Origin of the sequence: Roseitalea sp. MMSF_3546, from assembly GCF_030732865.1 — a bacterium.
Taxonomy (GTDB): Bacteria; Pseudomonadota; Alphaproteobacteria; order Rhizobiales; family Rhizobiaceae; genus Roseitalea.
Genome location: NZ_JASHKB010000001.1, coordinates 241027 through 261014 on the forward strand (window position 1 = coordinate 241027; position 19988 = coordinate 261014).

A 19988-nucleotide genomic window follows, 5' to 3' on the forward strand; every position below is an offset into this window, starting at 1 on the left:
GCGCCAAGTCGGAGCGCTGTGTCATTGGCTTGACGCATAGCCTGCGTCTGTGAAGTGGTCCGCGCTGCGCGTTGATCCGCCAGGGCGGGCTCGAGCCCGCCGCGCCTTGCGCCATCTGCGTGCCGCAAGTCGTGCGCCCGACTTCGACGGATCTGGCCTGCGCCGCCATCGGCGGCGTTGTTGCCCGGCCATTGCGATGCGCACCGATCGCGATGGGGCGAAGACGGTGTGGGCAGGACCACCCTGTCGGGCTCGCCACGTCACGCCGCCTCGGCCGGGTTGGCTTCGGGAAAGACGTTCTCGCCGCCGGCCTCGATCCGCGCGGCGGCGGCGAGCAGTTTCTCGCGCACCTCGCACTCGAGCATCCAGGCCGCATTCGGATCGGCGCACGGCACCATGAACATCACGTTCTGCCCGAAGATGTCGTGATCGGTGACGTGCACGCCGCGATTGTCGAGGTCGCCGAGCCGGTCGGCCATCTGCTCGAGAATGGCGTGATAGGATTTGCGCAGCGGATCGATGTCCGCGTCGTGGGCAAGACGCAGGTCGACGCGGCGGATGATGGTGGGATCGACCATCGTCCAGTTCTCGAAGCTTTCCTCGACGAAGTCGGAAACCGGCACGACGATCCGCTTGCCCGTCCAGTCGCGCAACTGCACGAAGGTGAAGTGGATGCGCTCGACCGTGCAGATATAGCCGTTCCAAAGCAGCTTGTCTCCGATCTTGGCCGACTGGTTCAGCGCGATCTGCATCGATGACAGGATATTGGCCAGGATGCTGCGGGCGGCAAAGGCCAGGACCAGGGTGAGCACCCCGGCCGAGGCCACCAGCGACAGGCCCAGCGTCTGCGACAGATCGGCCCGGCGCAGCACGATGACGGCGCCCGTCACAACCAGCCCCACGATCAGCAGCCGCCTTGCCGCGGCGACCTTGGTTGCAATGCCGCGCTTGCGCTCCTGGCCGGAACCGATCGTGCTGAGCTGACCCTGGTCGAAGTCGATCAGGCGGTTGAGGATCGTGTCGGCCGCGTTGATGATCAGCCACACCGTGGCAACGAAGTAGCCAATGGCGATCAGTGGCGCAAGGAAGGCGTCGATCCGCCCCGAAAATGCGAGCACCCAATGGGTCAGGACATGAACGACGCCCGTCATGACATAAAGGATGAGCGGGCCGCGCAGCGCGAGCGTGAATGACTTGCCGCCCTCGTCGCGGCGGATCCGATACATGCCGCGCGACATCAGCGCATAGGTGAGCACGCCAAGGCCGACCGACAGGGCGAGCACCAGTGGCAGGCCGATGACCTCCCAGACACGCAGGTCCCAGAAGACCTCTTCTTGCAGCAGTTCCGGCAACATCGCCTCAAAGCGCGAGGCACCGTAGCGCGCAGCGAGCGCCGGCAGGTTCTCCACCGATTGCTCGGAAAAGACCCACACCGGATCCGCTCCGGCGGGCTTCAGCCGGTTGAGGCGGATGGAGACCGGCCGGTTTTCGAGTTCGACCATCCACACACGGATCGACCGTCGCGGCTCGCCCGCCAGCACCGCGTTCGACGGCGCGCGCGATTTCAGCCCGTCGGGCCGGTCGGGCAGGTCGTCCCAGTTGATGACCACCTGCCGCTCGATGACCGTGTGCAGTTTGCGGGCGAGTTCAGGGCCGGCCTGCGGCTGGCTAGCCGGCTCGAGGTTGGTCAGGTCGAGAAGATGGGCGGCCGCCTTCCACTCGCCGCCATGGGCGCGGTTGAGAAACGATTCCACCGCCGCCTGGGGCGTGTCGCGGTCGATCCCTTCGGGCACGGGGCCAAGGCCGGTGTTCAGGCTGTCGACTTCGAAATAGCGCAGCACACCATCCTGCGCCGCGGCGGCGACCGCGAGCACGAAAAAGACCAGCACGGTGCCAAAAGGACGTTTCATGGTGCGCGCGAGAGTTTGAAGGCTGCAACTCAACGGCGCGGCTGGGCTCGAGGTTCCCCAGGCGAAGCGACCGGTGGCCGATCGGCCCCGATCCGGACCCGCGTCGTTGACGGCCCGCCGGTCGCCGCCGCGCGCCTTGCCGGCCGCACCCTCCACGGAACCGCAGGCGCCATCGACGCTTGTTTGGGCAAACGCCGAAACACCCGATCCGACAGGATGCGCCATGACCATGCCCGATCGCCCGCCACGGCATCCGCACTCAATGACCGGTCGCCGCCACGCCCCGGAGCGGGCCGGGGCGCGCCGCCGGCTGACAGGCACGGTTCGCCCTGGGGGCGCCCTTTACGGCGTGTGCGGCCAGCCGCGCCCGGCCGAGGGCGCGGGCACGGGCGCCGACGGCTCCAGCGGCTGAGCCGGCAATGGCGCAGGGACCGTCGCTGCGAACGTTAAGGCAACCGATCGGCCTTCAGCGACGTTACCGCTTTCGTTGAGCTGATCGGATTTTGCGATGCACACCGACCCCGCCCGATGGATCGTCGTGATCCCGGCCAAAGACGAGCAATTGCGCATTCCCCGCGCCTTGCAGGCTCTCGACCGGGCCGCGCGAGGGGTGTCGGAGGAGGTGAACGTGCTTGTCTACGCCAACAACTGCACGGACGGGACCGCCATGGCCGCCGGGCACACGGCCCGCAGCGCCCACCTGAACACGGTCGTCGAGGAGCGACGGCTGCCCGATGCCCTGGCGCATGCCGGCGGGGCGCGCCGCGCGGCGGTCGAGGCGGCGCGGCGCGTGTTCGGCGCCCGTGATCGCGACCGCCTGTTTTCCACCGACGCCGATGCGATCGTTCCCGAAGACGGGCTTCGGACGGCCGGCGCGGCATTTGCCGCAGGCGCCGATGTCGTGTTGGCCCGCATCGCCTGCCTTGCCGATCCGGCCGAGCCTGCGCCGCAGACCGCGCTGCGCCGGCGCGCGCGGATCGTCTTGTGGCGCCGCCATGTGCGCGAGGTCGTCGAGTGGCTGCGCACGGGGCAGCCGGCCTCCGAACTGCTGCATGGCGATCACGGCGCGGCCGGCATCGCCGCGACCTTTTCGGCCTACGACGAGGCTGGAGGATTTCCGCCCGTGCCCAGCGAGGAAGACCGCAGCTTCGTCGGCTCGGCGGACGCACTGGGCCTGCGTGTCGACCGCAGCAGCGGCTTTGCGGTGCGCGCCTCCACAAGGGTGACGGGGCGTGCCCTGGGCGGCATGGCCGACCTGCTGCACCGCGATGCCGCGTCCGCCGACCCCGGTCTCGTCGAACGCCATGACCTGACGCTTGAACGGCTTTGCGCCGGTCCCTGCCATGCCCGCGCCTTCGTGCAGTGGCCGGCGGCGCTGGAGCCGGCCGATCGCGCCATCGCCGGCCTGGAGGCATTCCTTGCACAGATGCGGGCCGGGAGGGCAGCGTGAACCATGCCGAGCTGACCGACGCGTTGCGCGCCTGCGCCAGCGACGCCTTTCCCGCCCAAGGGCTGGACCTGCTTCGCCACGAGGGGCTGACCGATCCGGCGCGTATCGCCACGCTCGTCGCCCCACGCGAGGGCGCGCCGCCGCAGATGTGTGACCTCCTGATCGCGCTCGGCCGGGCCGACCTGGCGCTGGGCCGGATCTATGAAGGCCATGTCAACGCGATCGGATTGATTGCGCGGCTGGCCAGCGCCGCACAGCGCGAGCGACTGCTGGACATGGCCCGACTTGGCGGCCTGTTCGGCGTCTGGGGCGCCGACGACCGTGCCAGCCCGGCTTGTCTGCGCAAGGGTCGGCTGCACGGCCGCAAGGTCTATGCCTCGGGTGCCTCCCACCTCGCCTTGGCCCTGATACCGGTCCGCGACGATGCCGACCGCATGGTGCTTGTCCTTGCCGATCGCAAGACGCTGGAAGGCCGGTTCGACACAAGCTGGTGGAAACCGCTCGGCATGGAGCGCACCGACAGCCACGCCGTCGACCTTGAAGGCACCGTCGTGGACGAGGCTGACGTTCTGGGCGCGCCGGGCCGGTATCTCGACCAGCCGTTTTTCGGCGGAGGCGCAATTCGCTTCGTTGCGGTGCAACTGGGCGGGCTTCTGGCTGTCTGGGATGCCACCAGGGCGCACCTGGCGGACACACGCAGGCACGCCGACCCCCACCAGGCGGCGCGGCTGGGCGAAATGCTCGCCGATGCCGAGGCGGCCTATGCGGCCGTCAGGGCCGCCTACCGCCGCATCGCCCCTGCCATTGCCTGGCAGGACGCTGCCGCCTCGCCCGAGGCGGCGCTGATTGCCGATGCCGCGCGCACGCACCTGGTGCAGGCTGGCGCCCGCGTCCTCGATCTTGCGCAGCGTTCGGTGGGCTGTCCGGGTCTGATGGCCGGTCATCGGCTTGAAAGGGTCTTGCGCGACCTGTCGGTCTATCTGCGTCAGCCCGCCCCCGACGCAGCGCTTTGCCGGGCGGGCACGGCGGCCGCGGAGGGGCGCTATGTGCCGCTCTTCGATGCATGAGCCGATCGTCGACTGGCCCCGCCTTGCGCGCCTGAGCGGCGCCGGTCGCGGCATCTTCGTGCTGGCCCCGCATCCCGACGATGAATGCATCGGCACGGGCGCGCTGATCGCCCATGCGCGCATGCGCGGGGTGAGGGTCGAGGTCGCTCTGCTGACCGACGGCGCCGCCTCGCACCCCAGAAGCCGGCAGCACGGGCCCGCGCGCCTGGCGGCCATCCGGTTGGCCGAGATGCGCGCGGCGCTGCGTTGCCTGGGGCAGATCCGGCCGCTTTTGACCCTCGATCTTCCCGACAGCGCATCCGGCACGGTTGCCGACGCGCAATGGCAAGGGACCCGTCGCCGCCTGCGCGCCGCCATAGTGCAAAGCGGCGCCGGGCTCGTCGTCACCACCTGGCGCCGCGAGCCGCACCGTGATCACCGCAGCGCATACCGGCTGTTGCGTCAGGCCATGTACGGCCTGCCGGCAACCCTTGCCGAATGCCTTGTCTGGACGCCCATCACGGGCACGCGCCGGGACCGGCCGAGCGCGCGCGAGGGCCGTCTGGTGCACCTGACCGTGGGCGCCGCGCGCCCGCGCAAGGTCGCCGCCCTGAGAGCCCATCGCAGCCAGTTCGGCGCTGTCGTCGGCGACGATCCCGATGGCTTTTGCATCGATCCGGCCACCTTCAGGGCCATGACGGGGCCACACGAAAGCTATGTTCTGGAACGCTAGCACGGCGCCGGGGCAGGCGGCGCACTTCGAGGCGCTCTATGCGGGTTCCGACGACCCCTGGTCGTATGAGCGCGATCGCGTCGAGCGCTGCAAGCGCGCCGTGATCGGCCGCATGCTCGGCGCGGGGCGGCTTGGCCGGGGTCTCGAACTCGGCTGCGGGCCGGGCGTTTCGACGCGCGAACTGGCGCCGCGTTTCCTGCGGCTCGAGGCCGTCGATGTCGCAAGGGGCGCGGTCGCCCATGCGCGAAGCCGGACCGCGCATCTGCCGCATGTCACGATCCGCCAGGCCGCCTTGCCGCTTCGCCTGGCCTGCGCGCGATATGACGCCGCGATCGCCAGCGAGGTGCTCTACTATCTGGCCGGCAGGGAACGTCGGGCGACCATGGCTTCAACCTTTGCGGCCCTGCGCCCGGGCGGGCGGCTGGTCGTCGTCAACACCGTCTGGCGCTATGACGACATGACCTGCACGAGTGCCCGGATCGGCACCGAACTGCGCGCGCTGTTCGGTGCGCCGCGCAGCGCTGTCCGCACCCGGCACTGGGTCGCCGAGGCCTTTGTGAAGCCGCGTTGATCGGTCTGCGCGGGGCAAAGGCGTCCTGCGCGCCTTGATGCCCCGCCATTCACTCGGCGCTCGCGAACCAGGCGCGGTGCCTTTCCTCGTCGGCCAGCGCCTTTTCGAAGAAGCTGCGCCATTCCGGTCTGGCGGCGCTGTTGTCTCGGGCCTGCTGATAGGCCTGCACCGTGTCGTCCTCATTGGTCTTCATGGCGCGAAGGATGGCCTTGTCGCCGCCCAGATTGGCCAGCGCGATCTTGCCGGTCGTCAGCAATTTCTTGAAATCGCCGTTCGAGCTGGCCTCCATGCCCAGCTCCGCCGCGATCGAGCGCAGTTCGGCCACCTGCTGGTCGTGGTCGGCCTTGAATGCGGTGACGCGCTCCTTGTGGCTGGCATTGTCGAGCTTGTCGATCACCGATTCGTAGGCGGCGATGGCGTCATGCTCGAGATTGATCAGATGGCCGATCATCGTCTTCTCATCGGCCTCGGTTCCGACTGTGGTGGGCATCGCGGTCTCTTCCATGGTTTGCGACTGAAACTTCTCGAATAAGCATTGCGGAGCGATCGGGTTCCCAATCGATCGGTCGATGGACAGTCGCTGAACGACAGGCCGGCCGGCGCGTTGATGTACTGTGGCCATGGCGGTAGCCTGCTGCCGACCATGACCGAGGACATGAACCAGGAGTTGTTCGATGACCAAACGGCACAGACCCGAACACGAATCCGAGGACCGCACCGAAAAGCCGACACCGTCGAAAGAGCCGCGCCCGGAGGATGCGGACAACCAGCCCGAACGCCAAAACGGCGACGTGGACGAGGCGCTCGAGGAAACCTTCCCGGCCAGCGATCCGCCCTCGTGGTGGCCGGGCAGCACCGGCCGCTGAACGGCGTGCATTGCCGCAATCGCGCCGGTCGCGGGCCGAAATCCCGCTGGCCCTCGCCACGCTTGGCGCGGGCATATGCACTTATGCTTATATCTTTCTATTGTCCTTGACCTGCGTCGGATTGTTGCCTAACCACGCTGCCACTGGGAACCAAACAGCCAACAACAAGGGGCGCGGCACCCATGGCGCGCACCAAACCAGAAGGCAGCAACATGGCTCGGCAGGATTATCTGTTCACTTCCGAATCGGTCTCGGAGGGGCATCCGGACAAGGTCTGCGATCGCATCTCCGATGAAATCGTCGACATGATCTATCGCGAGGCCCGCAAGGCCGGCGAGGAGGCAGTCGGGAAGGTGCGGGTGGCCTGCGAGACGTTGACGACGACCAATCGCGTGGTCATCGCCGGCGAGGTGCGCGTCCCCGACATCTTCTTCAAGAAGGACAGGCAGGGCAATGTCGTCCACGACGCCTCGGGCCATCCGGCCATCGCGCCGGGCCGTTTCCGCTCGGCGGCGCGGCGGGCGATCCGCGACATCGGCTACGAGCAGGACGGCTTCCACTGGAAGACCTGCAAGATCGACGTGCTGCTGCACGCCCAGTCGGCGCATATCGCTCAGGGCGTCGACAGCGCCGCCGATGCCGAGGGTGAGGAAGGTGCGGGCGACCAGGGCATCATGTTCGGCTATGCCTGCGACGAGACGCCCGAACTGATGCCGGCGCCGATATATTATGCGCACAAGATCCTGGAGATTCTGGCCGATGCCCGCAAGGCCGGCGAGGGCGAGGCGGCCCGGCTCGGCCCCGACGCCAAGTCGCAGGTGACCGTGCGCTATGCCGGCGGCAAGCCGGTCGAGGTCACCTCGATCGTGCTGTCCACGCAGCATCTGGACGAGGACTGGGATTCGAACAAGGTGCGCGCGGTGGTCGAGCCCTATATCCGGCAGGCCCTTGGCGACATGCCGGTTGCCGACGATTGCGCGTGGTATGTCAATCCCACCGGCAAGTTCGTCATCGGCGGCCCGGACGGCGATGCCGGCCTGACCGGCCGCAAGATCATCGTCGACACCTATGGCGGCGCCGCGCCCCATGGCGGCGGCGCGTTCTCGGGCAAGGACACCACCAAGGTGGACCGCTCGGCCGCCTATGTCAGCCGCTATCTCGCCAAGAACGTCGTCGCCGCCAAGCTGGCCGACAAGTGCACGATCCAGCTTTCCTACGCCATCGGCGTGGCGCAGCCGCTTTCGGTCTATGTCGACACGCACGGCACCGGCCGGGTCGACGACGAGATGATCGAATACGCCATCCGCCAGACGGTCGACCTGTCGCCCGGCGGCATCCGCCGCCAGCTCAAGCTCAACCGCCCGATCTACGCCAAGACGGCGGCCTATGGCCATTTCGGCCGCAAGCCCGGCCGCGACGGTTCGTTCTCCTGGGAGCGGCTTGACCTGGTCAAGGCGCTCAAGGACGCCGTCAAGCAGGCCGCGTAGCGGGCCCGTCATGTCCGCCGACCGGCCAGGGCGGGCCACCGAGGCGTTTTTCGGCCGGCGGCGCGGCAAGGCGCTCAAGCCGCGCCAGGCGCAGGCGCTCGCAACGCGCCTGCCCGAACTGCGCATCGATCCGGGCGTACCGGCGCCCGCCGACATCGCGCGGCTTTTCCCGCACAGCCCGCAGACTGTCGTTCTCGAGATCGGCTTTGGCGGCGGCGAACACCTTCTGGCGCACGCCCGCCGCCGGCCCGAAGCCGGCTTCATCGGCGTCGAGCCCTTCGTCAATTCCATGGCCAAGCTGCTCGTCGCCCTCGAACGGACGCCGGCGCCCAACATCCGCGTCTATGACGACGATGCAACGCAGCTTCTGGACTGGCTGCCCGACGCCTCGATCGACGAGATCGACCTTCTGTACCCCGACCCATGGCCGAAGCCGCGCCATTTCAAGCGCCGTTTCGTCAACCGGACCAATCTCGACCGGTTCGCCCGCGTCATGAAGCCCGGCGGGGTCTTCCGCTTCGCCTCCGACATCGACAGCTATGTCAACTGGACGCTCCGCCATGTCGGCGGCCACCGGTGCTTTGCGTGGACCGCCCGCCGCGCCCGGGACTGGCGGCGCCCGTTTCCCCACTGGCCCGGCACGCGCTATGAGCAAAAGGCGCTGGCCGAGGGGCGCAAGCCCGCCTACCTTACGGTCAGAAGGCTCTGAGGCGGCCCTTGCAACGCCCCGCGCCAAGGCGTATATAGCGCTTAAATCTTGGTCGCAGACGAAGAGTGGGCCCGCCGGACCCGCTCTTTTTTATATTCAGATCGCACGTGACGACACAGGCAGCGCAATTCGCGCCCATCATCGACGACGAGCCGCGGCTGGTGCGCGAAACCGGCCTCGATGCGCGTGTCGCCGAACTGATCGAGCCGGTGCTGAACTCGGAAGGGTTCCGCCTGGTGCGGGTGCGCCTGTCGGGCCTGAACGGCATGACGCTGCAGATCATGGCCGAGCGTGCCGACGGCACCATGACCGTCGAGGATTGCGAGACGCTGTCGCGGATGGTCTCGCCGATCCTGGACGTTGAAGACCCGATCGATCGCGCCTATCATCTGGAGGTGTCCTCGCCGGGCATCGACCGGCCGCTGGTCCGGAGATCGGACTTCGCCAAATGGCGCGGTCACATCGCCAAGGTCGAGACCTCGGTGATGGTCGGCGGGCGCAAGCGCTTTCGCGGCACGATCACCGATGTCGGCAAGGAAACGGTCGCGCTGTTCCGCGACCAGCCGGCCATGGGCGAGGACAATCGCAGCGAGATCCCGTTTTCGGCCATCGCCGAGGCGCGCCTGATCCTCACCGACGATCTGATCCGCGCCTCTCTGAAGGCCGACAAGGCGGCCCGCGCCGCCCGCGACATCGACGCCGACCAGGATGGTTTCACAGACGACGGGCCCGACGCCTGATCGTGACAGGAGAAAGACATGGCAGTCAGTGCTAACAGGCTCGAGCTTCTGCAGATCGCCGATGCGGTCGCGCGCGAAAAGCTCATCGACAAGGACATCGTCATCGGCGCCATGGCCGATGCGATCCAGAAGGCGGCCAAGTCGCGCTACGGCCAGGAGACCAATGTGCGCGCCGACATCAACGCCAGGACCGGCGAGATCAAGCTGCAGCGGCTGATGGAGGTGGTCGAGGAGCTCGAAAACACCGACAACCAGATCGCGCTTGCCGATGCCCGCGCCAAGAACCCGGACGCGCAGCTTGGCGACTTCATCGCCGAGCCGCTGCCGCCGCTCGATTTCGGCCGCATCGCGGCGCAGTCGGCCAAGCAGGTGATCGTCCAGAAGGTGCGCGAGGCCGAGCGCGACAAGCAGTACGAGGAGTTCAAGGACCGCGTCGGCGAGATCGTCAACGGCACGGTCAAGCGGGTCGAATACGGCAATGTGATCGTCGATCTTGGCCGCGGCGAGGGCATCATCCGGCGCGACGAACTGATCCCGCGCGAGATGTACCGCTATGGCGACCGCGTGCGCGCCTTCATCTACGATGTGCGGCGCGAGCAGCGCGGCCCGCAGATCTTCCTTTCGCGCACCCATCCGCAGTTCATGGCCAAGCTGTTCCAGATGGAGGTGCCGGAGATCTATGACGGCATCATCGAGATCAAGTCGGTGGCCCGTGATCCGGGCTCACGCGCCAAGATCGCGGTGATCTCCCGCGACAGTTCGATCGACCCGGTCGGCGCCTGCGTGGGCATGCGCGGCAGCCGCGTGCAGGCCGTCGTGGGCGAGTTGCAGGGCGAGAAGATCGACATCATCCCATGGCAGCCCGATGCGGCGTCCTTCATCGTCAATGCGCTGCAGCCGGCCCAGGTCGCCAAGGTCGTGCTTGACGAGGATGCCGAGCGCATCGAGGTGGTCGTTCCCGACGAGCAGCTTTCGCTGGCCATCGGCCGGCGCGGCCAGAATGTGCGCCTTGCCTCCCAGCTCACCGGCTGGGACATCGACATCCTGACCGAGGACGAGGAGTCGGCGCGCCGGCAAAAGGAGTTCACCGACCGCACCGAACTGTTCATGGAGGCGCTCGACGTCGACGAGATGGTCGGCCAGGTGCTGGCATCGGAGGGCTTTTCGACGATCGAGGAAGTCGCTTATGTGGAGGCCGAGGAGGTCTCCTCGATCGAGGGCTTCGACGAGGAGACCGCCGAGGAAATCCAGGCGCGTGCGCGCGAATATCTCGACCGGATCGAGGCCGAGAACGACGCGCGGCGCAAGGAACTGGGCGTTGCCGACGAGATCCGCGACGTCCCCGGCGTGACCACGGCGATGATGGTTGCGCTCGGCGAGGACGGCATCAAGTCGCTCGAGGATTTCGCTGGCTGCGCGGTCGACGATCTGGTCGGCTGGCGCGAGCGGGTCGACGGCGAGACCAAGCATTATGAAGGGGTCTTCACGCCGTTCGGCACGACGCGCGCCGAGGCCGAGGAGATGATCGTCGCCGCCCGCCTCGCGGTCGGCTGGATCTCCGAGGAGGATCTGGCGGCCGAAACCGACGAAGAACCGGCCGAGGGCGAAGGCGAAGCCGGCGAACCGGCCGCCGCCGCGCCGGCTTCGGCCTGAAACGGGCTTCGGAGGGATGAGCCATCAGCGTCCATGGTCATGGCACCGATGCCGATGCGATGAACGAGCGCCGCTGCATCGTTACCGGCACGAGCACGGATGCTGACCGGCTGATCCGCTTCGTGGCCGATCCCGACGGCCGCATCGTGCCCGATCTCAAGCGGGTCCTGCCGGGGCGCGGCTGCTGGGTGACGGCGCGGCGCGAACATGTCGACACGGCCGTGCGCAAGCGGCTGTTCGCCCGCGCGCTCAGGCGCAAGGTCGTCGCGGGCGACGATCTGGGGGCGGTGGTCGACGCATTGCTGGTCCGGCGCGCCATCGGGGCACTGGCGATCGCGCGCAAGGCGGGCGATCTGGTCGCCGGCGCCCAGAAGGTCGACAGGGCCGTGCGCGAAGGGCGCGCCCTGGTCGTCCTGCACGCGCTGGAGGCGGCGCCCGACGGGGTGCGAAAACTGGACCAGGCACGGCGCGCCACCCGCCATCTCGGCGGGCCCGATATGGGGGTCCTTCAACTCCTCGAGGCCGAACAATTGGGTTTGGCTTTCGGGGGCGGAAATGCAATACATGCTGCCGTGCTTGACGGCAGGGCCGGCGATGCCGCATTGCGGCGCCTTGAAGCGCTGCGCGACTACCGGGCCGGTTCCGGCGACCGCGAAGGCCGGTCAGGCGGACAATCGGGCCGATCAACGGACACTGCACGCAAGCACGCGACCGTGAGGGAAACGGATCAGGAATGAGTGACAACTACACAGACGACAAGAAGACCGGTGGACGTACGCTGTCGCTGAGGCGCGGCGACAAGGGCACCGTGCGCCAGAAGATGGGCGGCGGCCGCACCAACACCGTTGTCGTCGAAACGCGCAAGCGCAAGTTCACCAAGCCCGGCGAAAAGCCGGCCGGCGGGTCCCTTGCGTCCGGGCTCAAGCCGCGCACGCGCCCGGCCGAGGCGCCCACGCCGCCGCCCGCGCCCAGCCAGCCCGACCGCGGCGGCGGCACCGTGCTCAAGGAACTGTCGCAAAGCGAGATGGAAGCGCGCCGCCGGGCACTCGAGGAAGCCAAGGCCCGCGAGGCCGAGGACCGCCAGAAGTTCCGGGCCGACGAGCAGCGCCGGCGCGAGGAGGAAGAGCGGCTCGAGCGCGACAAGGCCGAACGTGAGCGCCGCGAGGCCGAGGAAGCCGCCCGCCGCGAGGCCGAGGAGCAGGCCAGGGCCGAGGAAGCCCGCAAGGCCGAGCAGGAGGCTGCGCGCCAGGCCGAGCAGGCCGCCGCCCAGCCCAGGGAAGCCGACAAGGACGCCGGCGAGCGACGCGGCACGACCGCCAAGCGGCCGGCCAAGACCGACGCCGCGCCCAAGCCGACCCGGGGACGCGAGGACAATCGCCGCCGCGGCAAGCTCACCCTGTCCAACGTCACCGCGGACGGCGAGGGCCGCGCGCGCTCGCTGTCGGCCATGCGGCGCCGGCAGGAGAAGATCAAGCGCGCCCAGATGGGCTCGTCCGAGCCGCGCGAGAAGATCGCGCGCGAGGTGACGCTGCCCGAGACGATCACCATTCAGGAACTGGCCCAGCGCATGGCCGAACGGGCCGTCGACGTGGTCAAGTTCGTCATGAAGCAGGGCCAGATGATGAAGCCCGGCGACCTGATCGACGCCGACACGGCCGAACTGATCGCCGAGGAGTTCGGCCACACGGTCCGGCGCGTCTCGGAATCGGATGTCGAGGAGGGCATTTTCGACATCGAGGACAAGCCCGAGGACCTCAAGGGTCGCCCGCCTGTCGTCACCATCATGGGGCACGTCGACCACGGCAAGACGTCGCTGCTCGATGCGATCCGCAGCGCCAATGTCGTCTCCGGCGAGGCCGGCGGGATCACCCAGCATATCGGCGCCTACCAGGTCGACAAGGACGGCCAGAAGGTGACCTTCCTGGATACGCCCGGCCATGCGGCGTTCACCGCCATGCGCGCCCGCGGCGCCCAGGCCACCGACATCGCCATCCTCGTGGTCGCCGCGGACGACAGCGTGATGCCGCAGACGATCGAGTCGATCAATCACATCAAGGCGGCCGGCGTGCCGATGATCGTGGCGATCAACAAGGTCGACAAGCCCGACGCCGACCCGCAGAAGGTGCGCACCGAACTGCTTCAGCACGAGGTGTTCGTCGAATCCATGGGCGGCGACACGCAGGAGGTCGAGGTTTCGGCCCTCAAGGGGACAAATCTGGACGGGCTGCTCGATGCGATCCTGCTGCAGGCCGAGGTTCTCGAACTGAAGGCCAATCCCGACCGCACCGCCGAGGGCGTGGTCGTGGAGGCCAAGCTCGACAAGGGCCGCGGCGCGGTGGCGACCGTGCTCGTGCAGACCGGCACGCTGCGCACCGGAGACATCGTCGTCGCCGGTGACGAGTGGGGCAAGGTCCGCGCCATCCTCAACGATCGCGGCGACAACCTCAAGCAGGCCGAGCCGTCGCTTCCGGTCGAGATCCTGGGGCTGAACGGCACGCCGCAGGCCGGCGACAAGGTCGCCGTGGTCGAAAGCGAGGCGCGGGCGCGGGAGATTTCCGAATACCGCCAGCGCAAGGCGCGCGAGATCGCCGTGGCCCGCCAGGCCGGCGCGCGCGGCTCGCTCGAACAGATGATGGCGGCCGCCAGGGACAGCGAAACCGCCGAGTTCCCGCTGCTCATCAAGGCCGACGTGCAGGGCTCGGTGGAGGCGATCAACGGCGCGCTCGAAAAGCTGGGCACCGACGAGGTCCAGGCCCGCATCGTCCATTCGGGCGCCGGCGGCATCACCGAGAGCGACGTGTCGCTGGCCGAATCCACCGGCGCGGCGATCATGGGCTTCAACGTGCGCGCCAACAAGCAGGCGCGCGATGCCGCCGAGCAGGCCGGGGTCGAGATCCGCTACTACAACATCATCTACAACCTGCTCGATGACGTGAAGGCGGCGATGGAGGGCCTTTTGTCGCCCGAGCGGCGCGAGACGTTCCTGGGCAATGCCGAGATCCTGGAGGTGTTCAACATCACCAAGGTCGGCAAGGTCGCCGGCTGCCAGGTCACCGAAGGCAAGGTCGAGCGCGGCGCGGGCGTGCGCCTGATCCGCGACAACGTCGTCATCCACGAGGGCAAGCTGAAAACGCTCAAGCGCTTCAAGGACGAGGTCAACGAGGTTCCGGTCGGCCAGGAATGCGGCATGGCCTTCGAGAACTATGAGGACATCCGCGCCGGCGACATCATCGAGTGCTTCCGCGTGGAGGAAGTGGCGCGGACGCTCTAGCAGAGCGCCCGCCGTTCCGCCGGCGGGCTCTCATCGGTTCAGAACCTCACACCGATCCGCATGCCGGCGGTTTCGTGACCGCCATTGCTGAAGCACAGCTCGGCATTGGAGAAGTGATCGCCGAAGATCTCGACCGATACGCGGTCGGTCAGGTCGACCCCCGCGCTCGCCGCCAGATGGAACGAGGCGTTGCAGCCCAGCCCCCAATTGGGCGAACCCGCCGACAGGTCGGCATCGTTGACCGCGCCGCCAAGGCTGAAACCGGTATAGACGCGCTCGGTCCAGTGCACCTGCCAGTTCAGGCCAGCATAGATGAACTGAACCGGCGTGGCGCCGTCCTCGACGAACGCATAGCTTGCGCCGATATAGGGGCGAGGCGCGCCCAGTCGCGCCAGCAGGTCGGGCGAGCGGAACAGCAATTCGCCGTTGACGACGAACCCATCGGCCTCGTGCACGGTCAGGAAACCGCGATCGTGCAGCGCGCCGCCGAACCGGATCTCCATCCGGTCGGCATGCTTGCCAAGGACCGGGCCGGATCGCGGAACCTCGTTCGCCCCGGCAGCCGTCGTCCACACCGTGAACCCCAGCACGATCGCCGCGGCCCATCGCATATGCGTCCAGACAAATCCCATCTGCGTTCGGTCCCGCGGTCGCATGCGCAATCGGATGCGACAGTAGCGCGCCGCCGCGATGCCGGCAATGGTGCGATTACAACCCGAGATTACAACCCGAAAGGGGCGAGCGTGTCCGATCCGGGTTCGATAGCGATGGCGCGGCCCTTGAAATGTCGGGCCATCGCGGAGATATGAGCGCGAACGCTGCGGCCGCCACATGGGCGTGTCGCCGCAAGCAGATCACGAACGTGCCGCGCATGACCGCCCGCCGGAGACGGTGCGGCCAATGCGGACCATGGGGAGGCCTTGTTGCCAGCCACACGACACAGCGATGCCGGCCCGTCGCAGCGCCAGCTGCGCGTTGGCGAGCATGTGCGCCATGCCCTGACAGGCCTGTTGCAGCGCGGCGAGATCGCCGATCCCGAGCTCGACGGGGCGGTGATCACGGTCAGCGAGGTGCGCATGTCGCCGGACCTGAAGGTCGCCACAGCCTATGTCACCGCGCTCGGGCGCGAGGACCCGCAGCCCGTCGTCAAGGCGCTCGCCCGCAATGCCAGGTTCATCCGCGGCCGGCTGTCGCGCGAACTGGGACAGATGAAGTTCATGCCCGAGTTCCGCTTCCGGCTCGATACCAGCTTTGACAATTTCGAGCGCATCGACGCACTGCTGAAGTCGGACAAGGTGCGCCGGGATCTCGACGATCGTGACGATGACGATGGGTGAGGCCGGCCGATGACGACCGCAAGGCCGATGGACCCGCAATGAGCCGCCAACGCAAGAAGAAGGGCCGTCCCGTCTCGGGCTGGCTCGTGCTCGACAAGCCGCTGGGGCTCGGCTCGACGCAGGCGGTCTCGAAGGTCAAATGGCTGTTCGGCGCGCAGAAGGCCGGCCATGCGGGCACGCTCGATCCGCTCGCCACCGGCATCCTGCCGATCGCGCTCGGCGAGGCGACAAAGACCGTTCCCTATGTCATGGACGGCACGAAGATCTATCGCTTCACGGTATGCTGGGGCAGGCAGACGACGACCGACGACGCCGAAGGCGAGACGGTGGAAACCGCCGATGCGCGCCCCGAGCGGGCGGCGATCGAGGCGTTGCTGCCGCGCTATACCGGCGTGATCAGCCAGCGCCCGCCGCAGTTCTCGGCGATCAAGATCGGCGGCGAACGCGCCCATGCGCTGGCCCGCCAGGGCGAGGCGGCCCAGATCGCGGCCCGCGAGATCGAGATCGACCGGCTGGACATCCTTGCCCATGACGGCGCGACCACCGAGTTCGAGGTCGAATGCGGCAAGGGGACCTATGTGCGTGCGCTGGCGCGCGACATGGGCCGCGATCTGGGCTGTTTCGGCCATGTCTGCGCGCTGCGCCGCACCGTCGTCGACCCGTTCGAGGAGGCCGACGCGGTCACGCTCGCCGCGCTCGAACGGGCGGCCGGTGACGCCGGCGAGGACCGGCAGGCGCAGCACGCTGCGCTCGATGCCATGCTGCTGAAGCCGGGCGATGCGATGGCCGGCTTCCCGCGCGTCGAGCTCTCCGACGACCAGGCGCGGCGCATCCGGCTGGGCAATGACGCGATCATTCGCGGCCGTGACGCCCCGCTTGCCGAAGACGAGGCCTGCGCCTTTCACAAGGGCCGGCTGCTGGCGATCGGCGAGATCGCCCATGGCTGCTTCAAGCCGCGGCGCGTCCTGAAGGCCTGACCGGTTCGCCGCGCGCCGCCGGCCGGTCACTGCGGGCGGCAAGGTCTTCGACGAATTCGGCAAGGATCGCCTCGAACCGGCCCTGCGCCTGCATGAAGGGCGCATGGCCCGCCCCGATCAGCATGTGGCCACGCCCGCCGAACTGCGGCGCCTCGATGACCGAACGCATGTAGCTGGTGCGGATGACCGGATCGTCCTCGCCGTGGACGATGACGAGCGGCTTGCGGGCGTTCATCGCCACGGCTCGCTGGTCGCGATTGTGGCCGAAAAAGACGCTCCGCGCCAGCATGGGCCGCGCCTTCGGGTCGACCGACCGCAAGGCGGGCACATGGCGACCATCGGCATACACGCCAAGGCACAGCCGCTCGAAACGGGCCGCATCGGTCTGGCTGAACCGGGCCTTGGAAGCGAGCAGCATGTCGCGCGAGAAGTGCAGCCCGCGCAGCGAACCGAGCGTGTTTGCGGGCAGCGGCGGCGCGCCCATGATCAGCGCGCCGGCCACGCGCGGGTTCTCGTCGAGCATGTCGAGCGCCACATGCCCGCCCAGCGACCAGCCGACGAGCACGACCCGCCCGGGATCGAGCGCGGCGAGCACCTCGCCGACCACGCCCGCCAGACCGCCGAAGCAGTAGGTGGCGGCGGGGTCGCGCGCCGGATCGGACGCGCCATGGCCGGGCAGATCGATGGCCAGCAGCCGCAAGCCGGCCAGATCCGGGCTGGCGAACTGCCGGTCGAACACGCCGGAGGAAAAGCCCGACCCGTGCAGGAAAACGACACAGGCCGACCCGGCCCGCCCCGCTCGTTCACGCACCGCGATCCGACCGGACCGGGTTTGCAGCCTGTGTTGTAGGTCGATGCCCATGCCGGCTCCGCCCCTTTCGTGCCCCGACCATACCAGCGCCATGTCAAGAGGCGATTGTGCCGGACACCGGCATTTTCCATGCAGCCGAAGGTCTCCGTTAACCAATGCCGGTCATGATTGGCCACCAATGCGGTTGTCTGGTCCGCACCGCATCGGATCGTCGTTTCGCGGGCAGAGCCGTGCTGGACCTAGCTGTGACATTGATGGTGCTCGGCACGCTGGTCGCCTATGTCTGGTCGGCCAAGGCGCATTTCAGGTCGGACCGGCTGGAGGCGGGCGCCAAGCTGATTGCGATGATGGTCTTCGCCATGGCTGCGCTGATCGCCTGGCTGACCTGGACCGTCGAGCAGCGACCGGCCGTGCAACTGGCCGGTCTTTCCCTGCAGGTCATCGCCTTCGCCGTGTTCTGGCTGGCGATCCGCGCAACGCGCAAGGCGCGGCTGCTCGCCGCCTTCACCGACGCCAATCCCGAAACGCTGGTGACCACCGGTCCGTATCGCTACGTCCGCCATCCCTTCTACACCTCCTATATCGTGTTCTGGTTCGGCGGGGCGCTGGCGACCGGCGTGTGGTGGATGTTCGTGCTCGCCTTCGGCATGCTGGGCATTTACTGGCGCGCGGCGCAGGGCGAAGAGGCGCGCTTTGCCGCGACCGCGCTCGCCGACGAATATGCCGCCTTCAAGAAGGGGCGGGCGCGCTTCCTGCCTGGCATTTTGTAGGCCCAGCGTGCAATCGTGCCGATTGCATTGAGCGGTGACCGGGCATAGATCGCGCTGTGTGGCCCGATCGCGCGGGCCGATCTGCCTTGCTGCCGATGGAGTGCGCCATGATCGAAAAACGCCAGTTCTACATTGACGGTCAATGGGTCGATCCGGCCACGCCGAACGATTTCGACGTCCACGATCCGTCGACCGAAGAAGCCTGCGCGGTGATCTCGCTGGGCAGCGCCGCCGATGTCGATCGGGCGGTCGCCGCCGCGCGCGCCGCCTTTGACGGCTGGGCGGCGACGCCGGTCGCCGAACGGCGCGCCGGGCTCGAGCGCCTGGGCGCCATCATGAAGGGCCGGCTCGACGACCTCGCCGAAGCGATCTCGCTGGAGATGGGCGCCCCGATCGATTTCGCCAGGGCCGAACAGGCTCCGACCGGGCCATGGCACATGCGCGGATTCCTCAGGGCGATGGACGATTTCGCATGGGAGGAAAGGTTCAGCGAGCGCGAGACGATCATCCGCGAGCCGATCGGCGTGTGCGGGCTGATCACGCCGTGGAACTGGCCGCTCAACCAGATCGCACTCAAGGTTCTGCCGGCCCTTGCCACGGGCTGCACCTGCGTGCTCAAGCCGTCCGAGATCGCACCGCTCTCCGCGCTCGTCTTCGCCGAGATGGTGCACGAGGCCGGCTTTCCAAGGGGCGTGTTCAACCTGGTCAATGGCGACGGTCCGACGGTCGGCGAAGCCATGTCTAACCATCCGGACATCGACATGATGAGCTTTACCGGCTCCACGCGGGCCGGCAGCGCGGTGATGGCCGGCAGCGCCGCCTCGATCAAGCGTGTCACACTGGAACTGGGCGGCAAGTCGCCCAACATCGTCTTCGCCGATGCCGATGTCGAAAAGGCGGTGCGCAACGGCGTCGAGTTCGTCATGGAGAACACCGGCCAGTCCTGCAACGCACCGACACGCATGATCGTCGCCCGCGATGTCTATCACGATGCGGTCGATCTCGCCCGCACCGTGGCCGAGGAAACCCGCGTCGCCAGCCCGCGCGAGCCCGGCGCCCATATCGGCCCGCTGGTCTCGGGCGCCCAGTTCGACAAGGTTCAAAGCCTGATCGAGACCGGCATCGCCGAGGGCGCCCGGCTCGTCGCCGGCGGCCCCGGCCGGCCGGAGGGGCTCAACCGCGGCTGGTATGCGCGGCCGACCGTCTTCGCCGACGTCTCCAACGACATGACCATCGCCCGCGAGGAAATCTTTGGCCCGGTTCTGTCGATGATCCCGTTTTCGGGCGATGAGGACGAGGCGGTATCGATCGCCAATGACACGCCCTACGGGCTCGCCGCCTATCTGTGGACGGCCGATGCCGAAAAGGGCGGCCGTGTCGGCCGGCGCCTGCGCGCCGGCATGGTGCGCGTCAACGGCGCGGGGCTGTCGGCGGGCCACCCGTTCGGCGGCTACAAGCAGTCCGGCAATGGCCGCGAGGGCGGCGTCTGGGGTCTTGAGGACTTCACCGAGGTGAAAGTGCTGAGCCGGCCGTAGGTCTTTCCTTCTTGCGGCAAATGGACTATAGCCGCGCCAGCGCGGCCCGATTCCGATCGGCGCGCTAACGGCCCTTGCTGGACGACATCCCGGCAATGGGCGACGGACACCCCTTGAAATCG

The 19988-nt window shown here is 68.1% G+C and carries 19 protein-coding genes; 15 read left to right on the top strand and 4 right to left on the bottom strand.

What is annotated here, in order from left to right; all coding sequences use genetic code 11:
• Window positions 1–260 precede the first annotated feature (260 nt).
• A complete protein-coding gene (locus tag RBB34_RS01215) occupies window positions 261–1910 on the bottom strand; it encodes a mechanosensitive ion channel domain-containing protein (protein WP_306117348.1) in 1650 nt (549 codons plus the stop codon).
• Window positions 1911–2418: 508 nt separating this feature from the next.
• Between RBB34_RS01215 and RBB34_RS01220 the strand changes: the two genes are divergently transcribed.
• From RBB34_RS01220 to RBB34_RS01235, 4 genes are read left to right on the top strand one after another with little or no spacing between them, the layout of a single operon-like run.
• Window positions 2419–3360, top strand: coding sequence for a hypothetical protein (locus tag RBB34_RS01220; RefSeq protein ID WP_306117349.1), 942 nt, complete (start codon window positions 2419–2421; stop codon window positions 3358–3360).
• Window positions 3357–4427 (top strand): acyl-CoA dehydrogenase family protein, encoded by a 1071-nt coding sequence (locus tag RBB34_RS01225; RefSeq protein WP_306117350.1) that lies wholly within the window; start codon window positions 3357–3359, stop codon window positions 4425–4427. Before RBB34_RS01220 ends, RBB34_RS01225 begins: the two co-directional genes overlap by 4 nt.
• A complete protein-coding gene (locus RBB34_RS01230) occupies window positions 4420–5139 on the top strand; it encodes a PIG-L deacetylase family protein (protein WP_306117351.1) in 720 nt (239 codons plus the stop codon). The genes RBB34_RS01225 and RBB34_RS01230 overlap by 8 nt, the downstream gene beginning before the upstream one ends.
• Entirely contained in the window at window positions 5123–5710 is a 588-nt protein-coding gene (locus RBB34_RS01235) for a class I SAM-dependent methyltransferase (protein ID WP_306117352.1), read from the top strand. The genes RBB34_RS01230 and RBB34_RS01235 overlap by 17 nt, the downstream gene beginning before the upstream one ends.
• Window positions 5711–5759: 49 nt before the next feature.
• Here the strand turns inward: RBB34_RS01235 and RBB34_RS01240 are convergent, their stop codons facing one another.
• Complete coding sequence (locus tag RBB34_RS01240) at window positions 5760–6200, bottom strand: ferritin-like domain-containing protein (RefSeq protein ID WP_306117353.1); 441 nt, start codon at window positions 6198–6200, stop codon at window positions 5760–5762.
• A 184-nt stretch (window positions 6201–6384) separates the two neighbouring features.
• On the opposite strand from RBB34_RS01240, the gene RBB34_RS01245 reads away from it, so the two are divergent.
• From RBB34_RS01245 to infB, 7 genes are all read left to right on the top strand, one after another.
• Window positions 6385–6576 carry a hypothetical protein gene (locus RBB34_RS01245; protein ID WP_306117354.1) on the top strand — a complete coding sequence of 64 codons (192 nt, stop codon included), beginning with the start codon at window positions 6385–6387 and terminating at the stop codon, window positions 6574–6576.
• 212 nt (window positions 6577–6788) lie between these two features.
• Window positions 6789–8063 carry a methionine adenosyltransferase gene (metK, locus tag RBB34_RS01250; protein WP_306117355.1) on the top strand — a complete coding sequence of 425 codons (1275 nt, stop codon included), beginning with the start codon at window positions 6789–6791 and terminating at the stop codon, window positions 8061–8063.
• Between the two features lie 10 nt (window positions 8064–8073).
• The gene (locus RBB34_RS01255) at window positions 8074–8772 is read left to right on the top strand and encodes a tRNA (guanine(46)-N(7))-methyltransferase TrmB (protein ID WP_306117356.1); all 699 of its coding nucleotides are present in this window, start codon (window positions 8074–8076) and stop codon (window positions 8770–8772) included.
• Window positions 8773–8879: 107 nt separating this feature from the next.
• Complete coding sequence (gene rimP / locus RBB34_RS01260) at window positions 8880–9512, top strand: ribosome maturation factor RimP (RefSeq protein WP_306117357.1); 633 nt, start codon at window positions 8880–8882, stop codon at window positions 9510–9512.
• A gap of 18 nt (window positions 9513–9530) precedes the next feature.
• Entirely contained in the window at window positions 9531–11165 is a 1635-nt protein-coding gene (gene nusA / locus RBB34_RS01265) for a transcription termination factor NusA (RefSeq protein ID WP_306117358.1), read from the top strand.
• Between the two features lie 23 nt (window positions 11166–11188).
• A complete protein-coding gene (locus RBB34_RS01270) occupies window positions 11189–11902 on the top strand; it encodes an RNA-binding protein (protein WP_306117472.1) in 714 nt (237 codons plus the stop codon).
• Window positions 11899–14436, top strand: coding sequence for a translation initiation factor IF-2 (infB, locus tag RBB34_RS01275; RefSeq protein ID WP_306117359.1), 2538 nt, complete (start codon window positions 11899–11901; stop codon window positions 14434–14436). The genes RBB34_RS01270 and infB overlap by 4 nt, the downstream gene beginning before the upstream one ends.
• A 38-nt stretch (window positions 14437–14474) precedes the next feature.
• Here infB and RBB34_RS01280 read toward each other — a convergent pair whose 3' ends face one another.
• The gene (locus RBB34_RS01280) at window positions 14475–15068 is read right to left on the bottom strand and encodes an acyloxyacyl hydrolase (RefSeq protein ID WP_306117360.1); all 594 of its coding nucleotides are present in this window, start codon (window positions 15066–15068) and stop codon (window positions 14475–14477) included.
• Window positions 15069–15359: 291 nt separating this feature from the next.
• Between RBB34_RS01280 and rbfA the strand changes: the two genes are divergently transcribed.
• Together rbfA and truB are read left to right on the top strand one after the other, a co-directional pair.
• Window positions 15360–15773 (top strand): 30S ribosome-binding factor RbfA, encoded by a 414-nt coding sequence (rbfA, locus tag RBB34_RS01285; RefSeq protein ID WP_306117361.1) that lies wholly within the window; start codon window positions 15360–15362, stop codon window positions 15771–15773.
• Between the two features lie 38 nt (window positions 15774–15811).
• Window positions 15812–16750: a tRNA pseudouridine(55) synthase TruB gene (truB, locus tag RBB34_RS01290; RefSeq protein WP_306117362.1), complete on the top strand. Its 939-nt coding sequence runs from the start codon at window positions 15812–15814 to the stop codon at window positions 16748–16750.
• Here truB and RBB34_RS01295 read toward each other — a convergent pair.
• Window positions 16722–17561 (bottom strand): alpha/beta hydrolase, encoded by an 840-nt coding sequence (locus tag RBB34_RS01295; RefSeq protein ID WP_306117363.1) that lies wholly within the window; start codon window positions 17559–17561, stop codon window positions 16722–16724. The two genes, truB and RBB34_RS01295, sit on opposite strands and share 29 nt — an antisense overlap.
• A gap of 230 nt (window positions 17562–17791) precedes the next feature.
• Here RBB34_RS01295 and RBB34_RS01300 point away from each other — a divergent pair, with 230 nt between their 5' ends.
• Window positions 17792–18331 (top strand): isoprenylcysteine carboxylmethyltransferase family protein, encoded by a 540-nt coding sequence (locus RBB34_RS01300; protein WP_306117364.1) that lies wholly within the window; start codon window positions 17792–17794, stop codon window positions 18329–18331.
• A 95-nt stretch (window positions 18332–18426) separates the two neighbouring features.
• Window positions 18427–19866 carry an aldehyde dehydrogenase family protein gene (locus RBB34_RS01305; RefSeq protein ID WP_306117473.1) on the top strand — a complete coding sequence of 480 codons (1440 nt, stop codon included), beginning with the start codon at window positions 18427–18429 and terminating at the stop codon, window positions 19864–19866.
• Window positions 19867–19988: the final 122 nt, after the last annotated feature.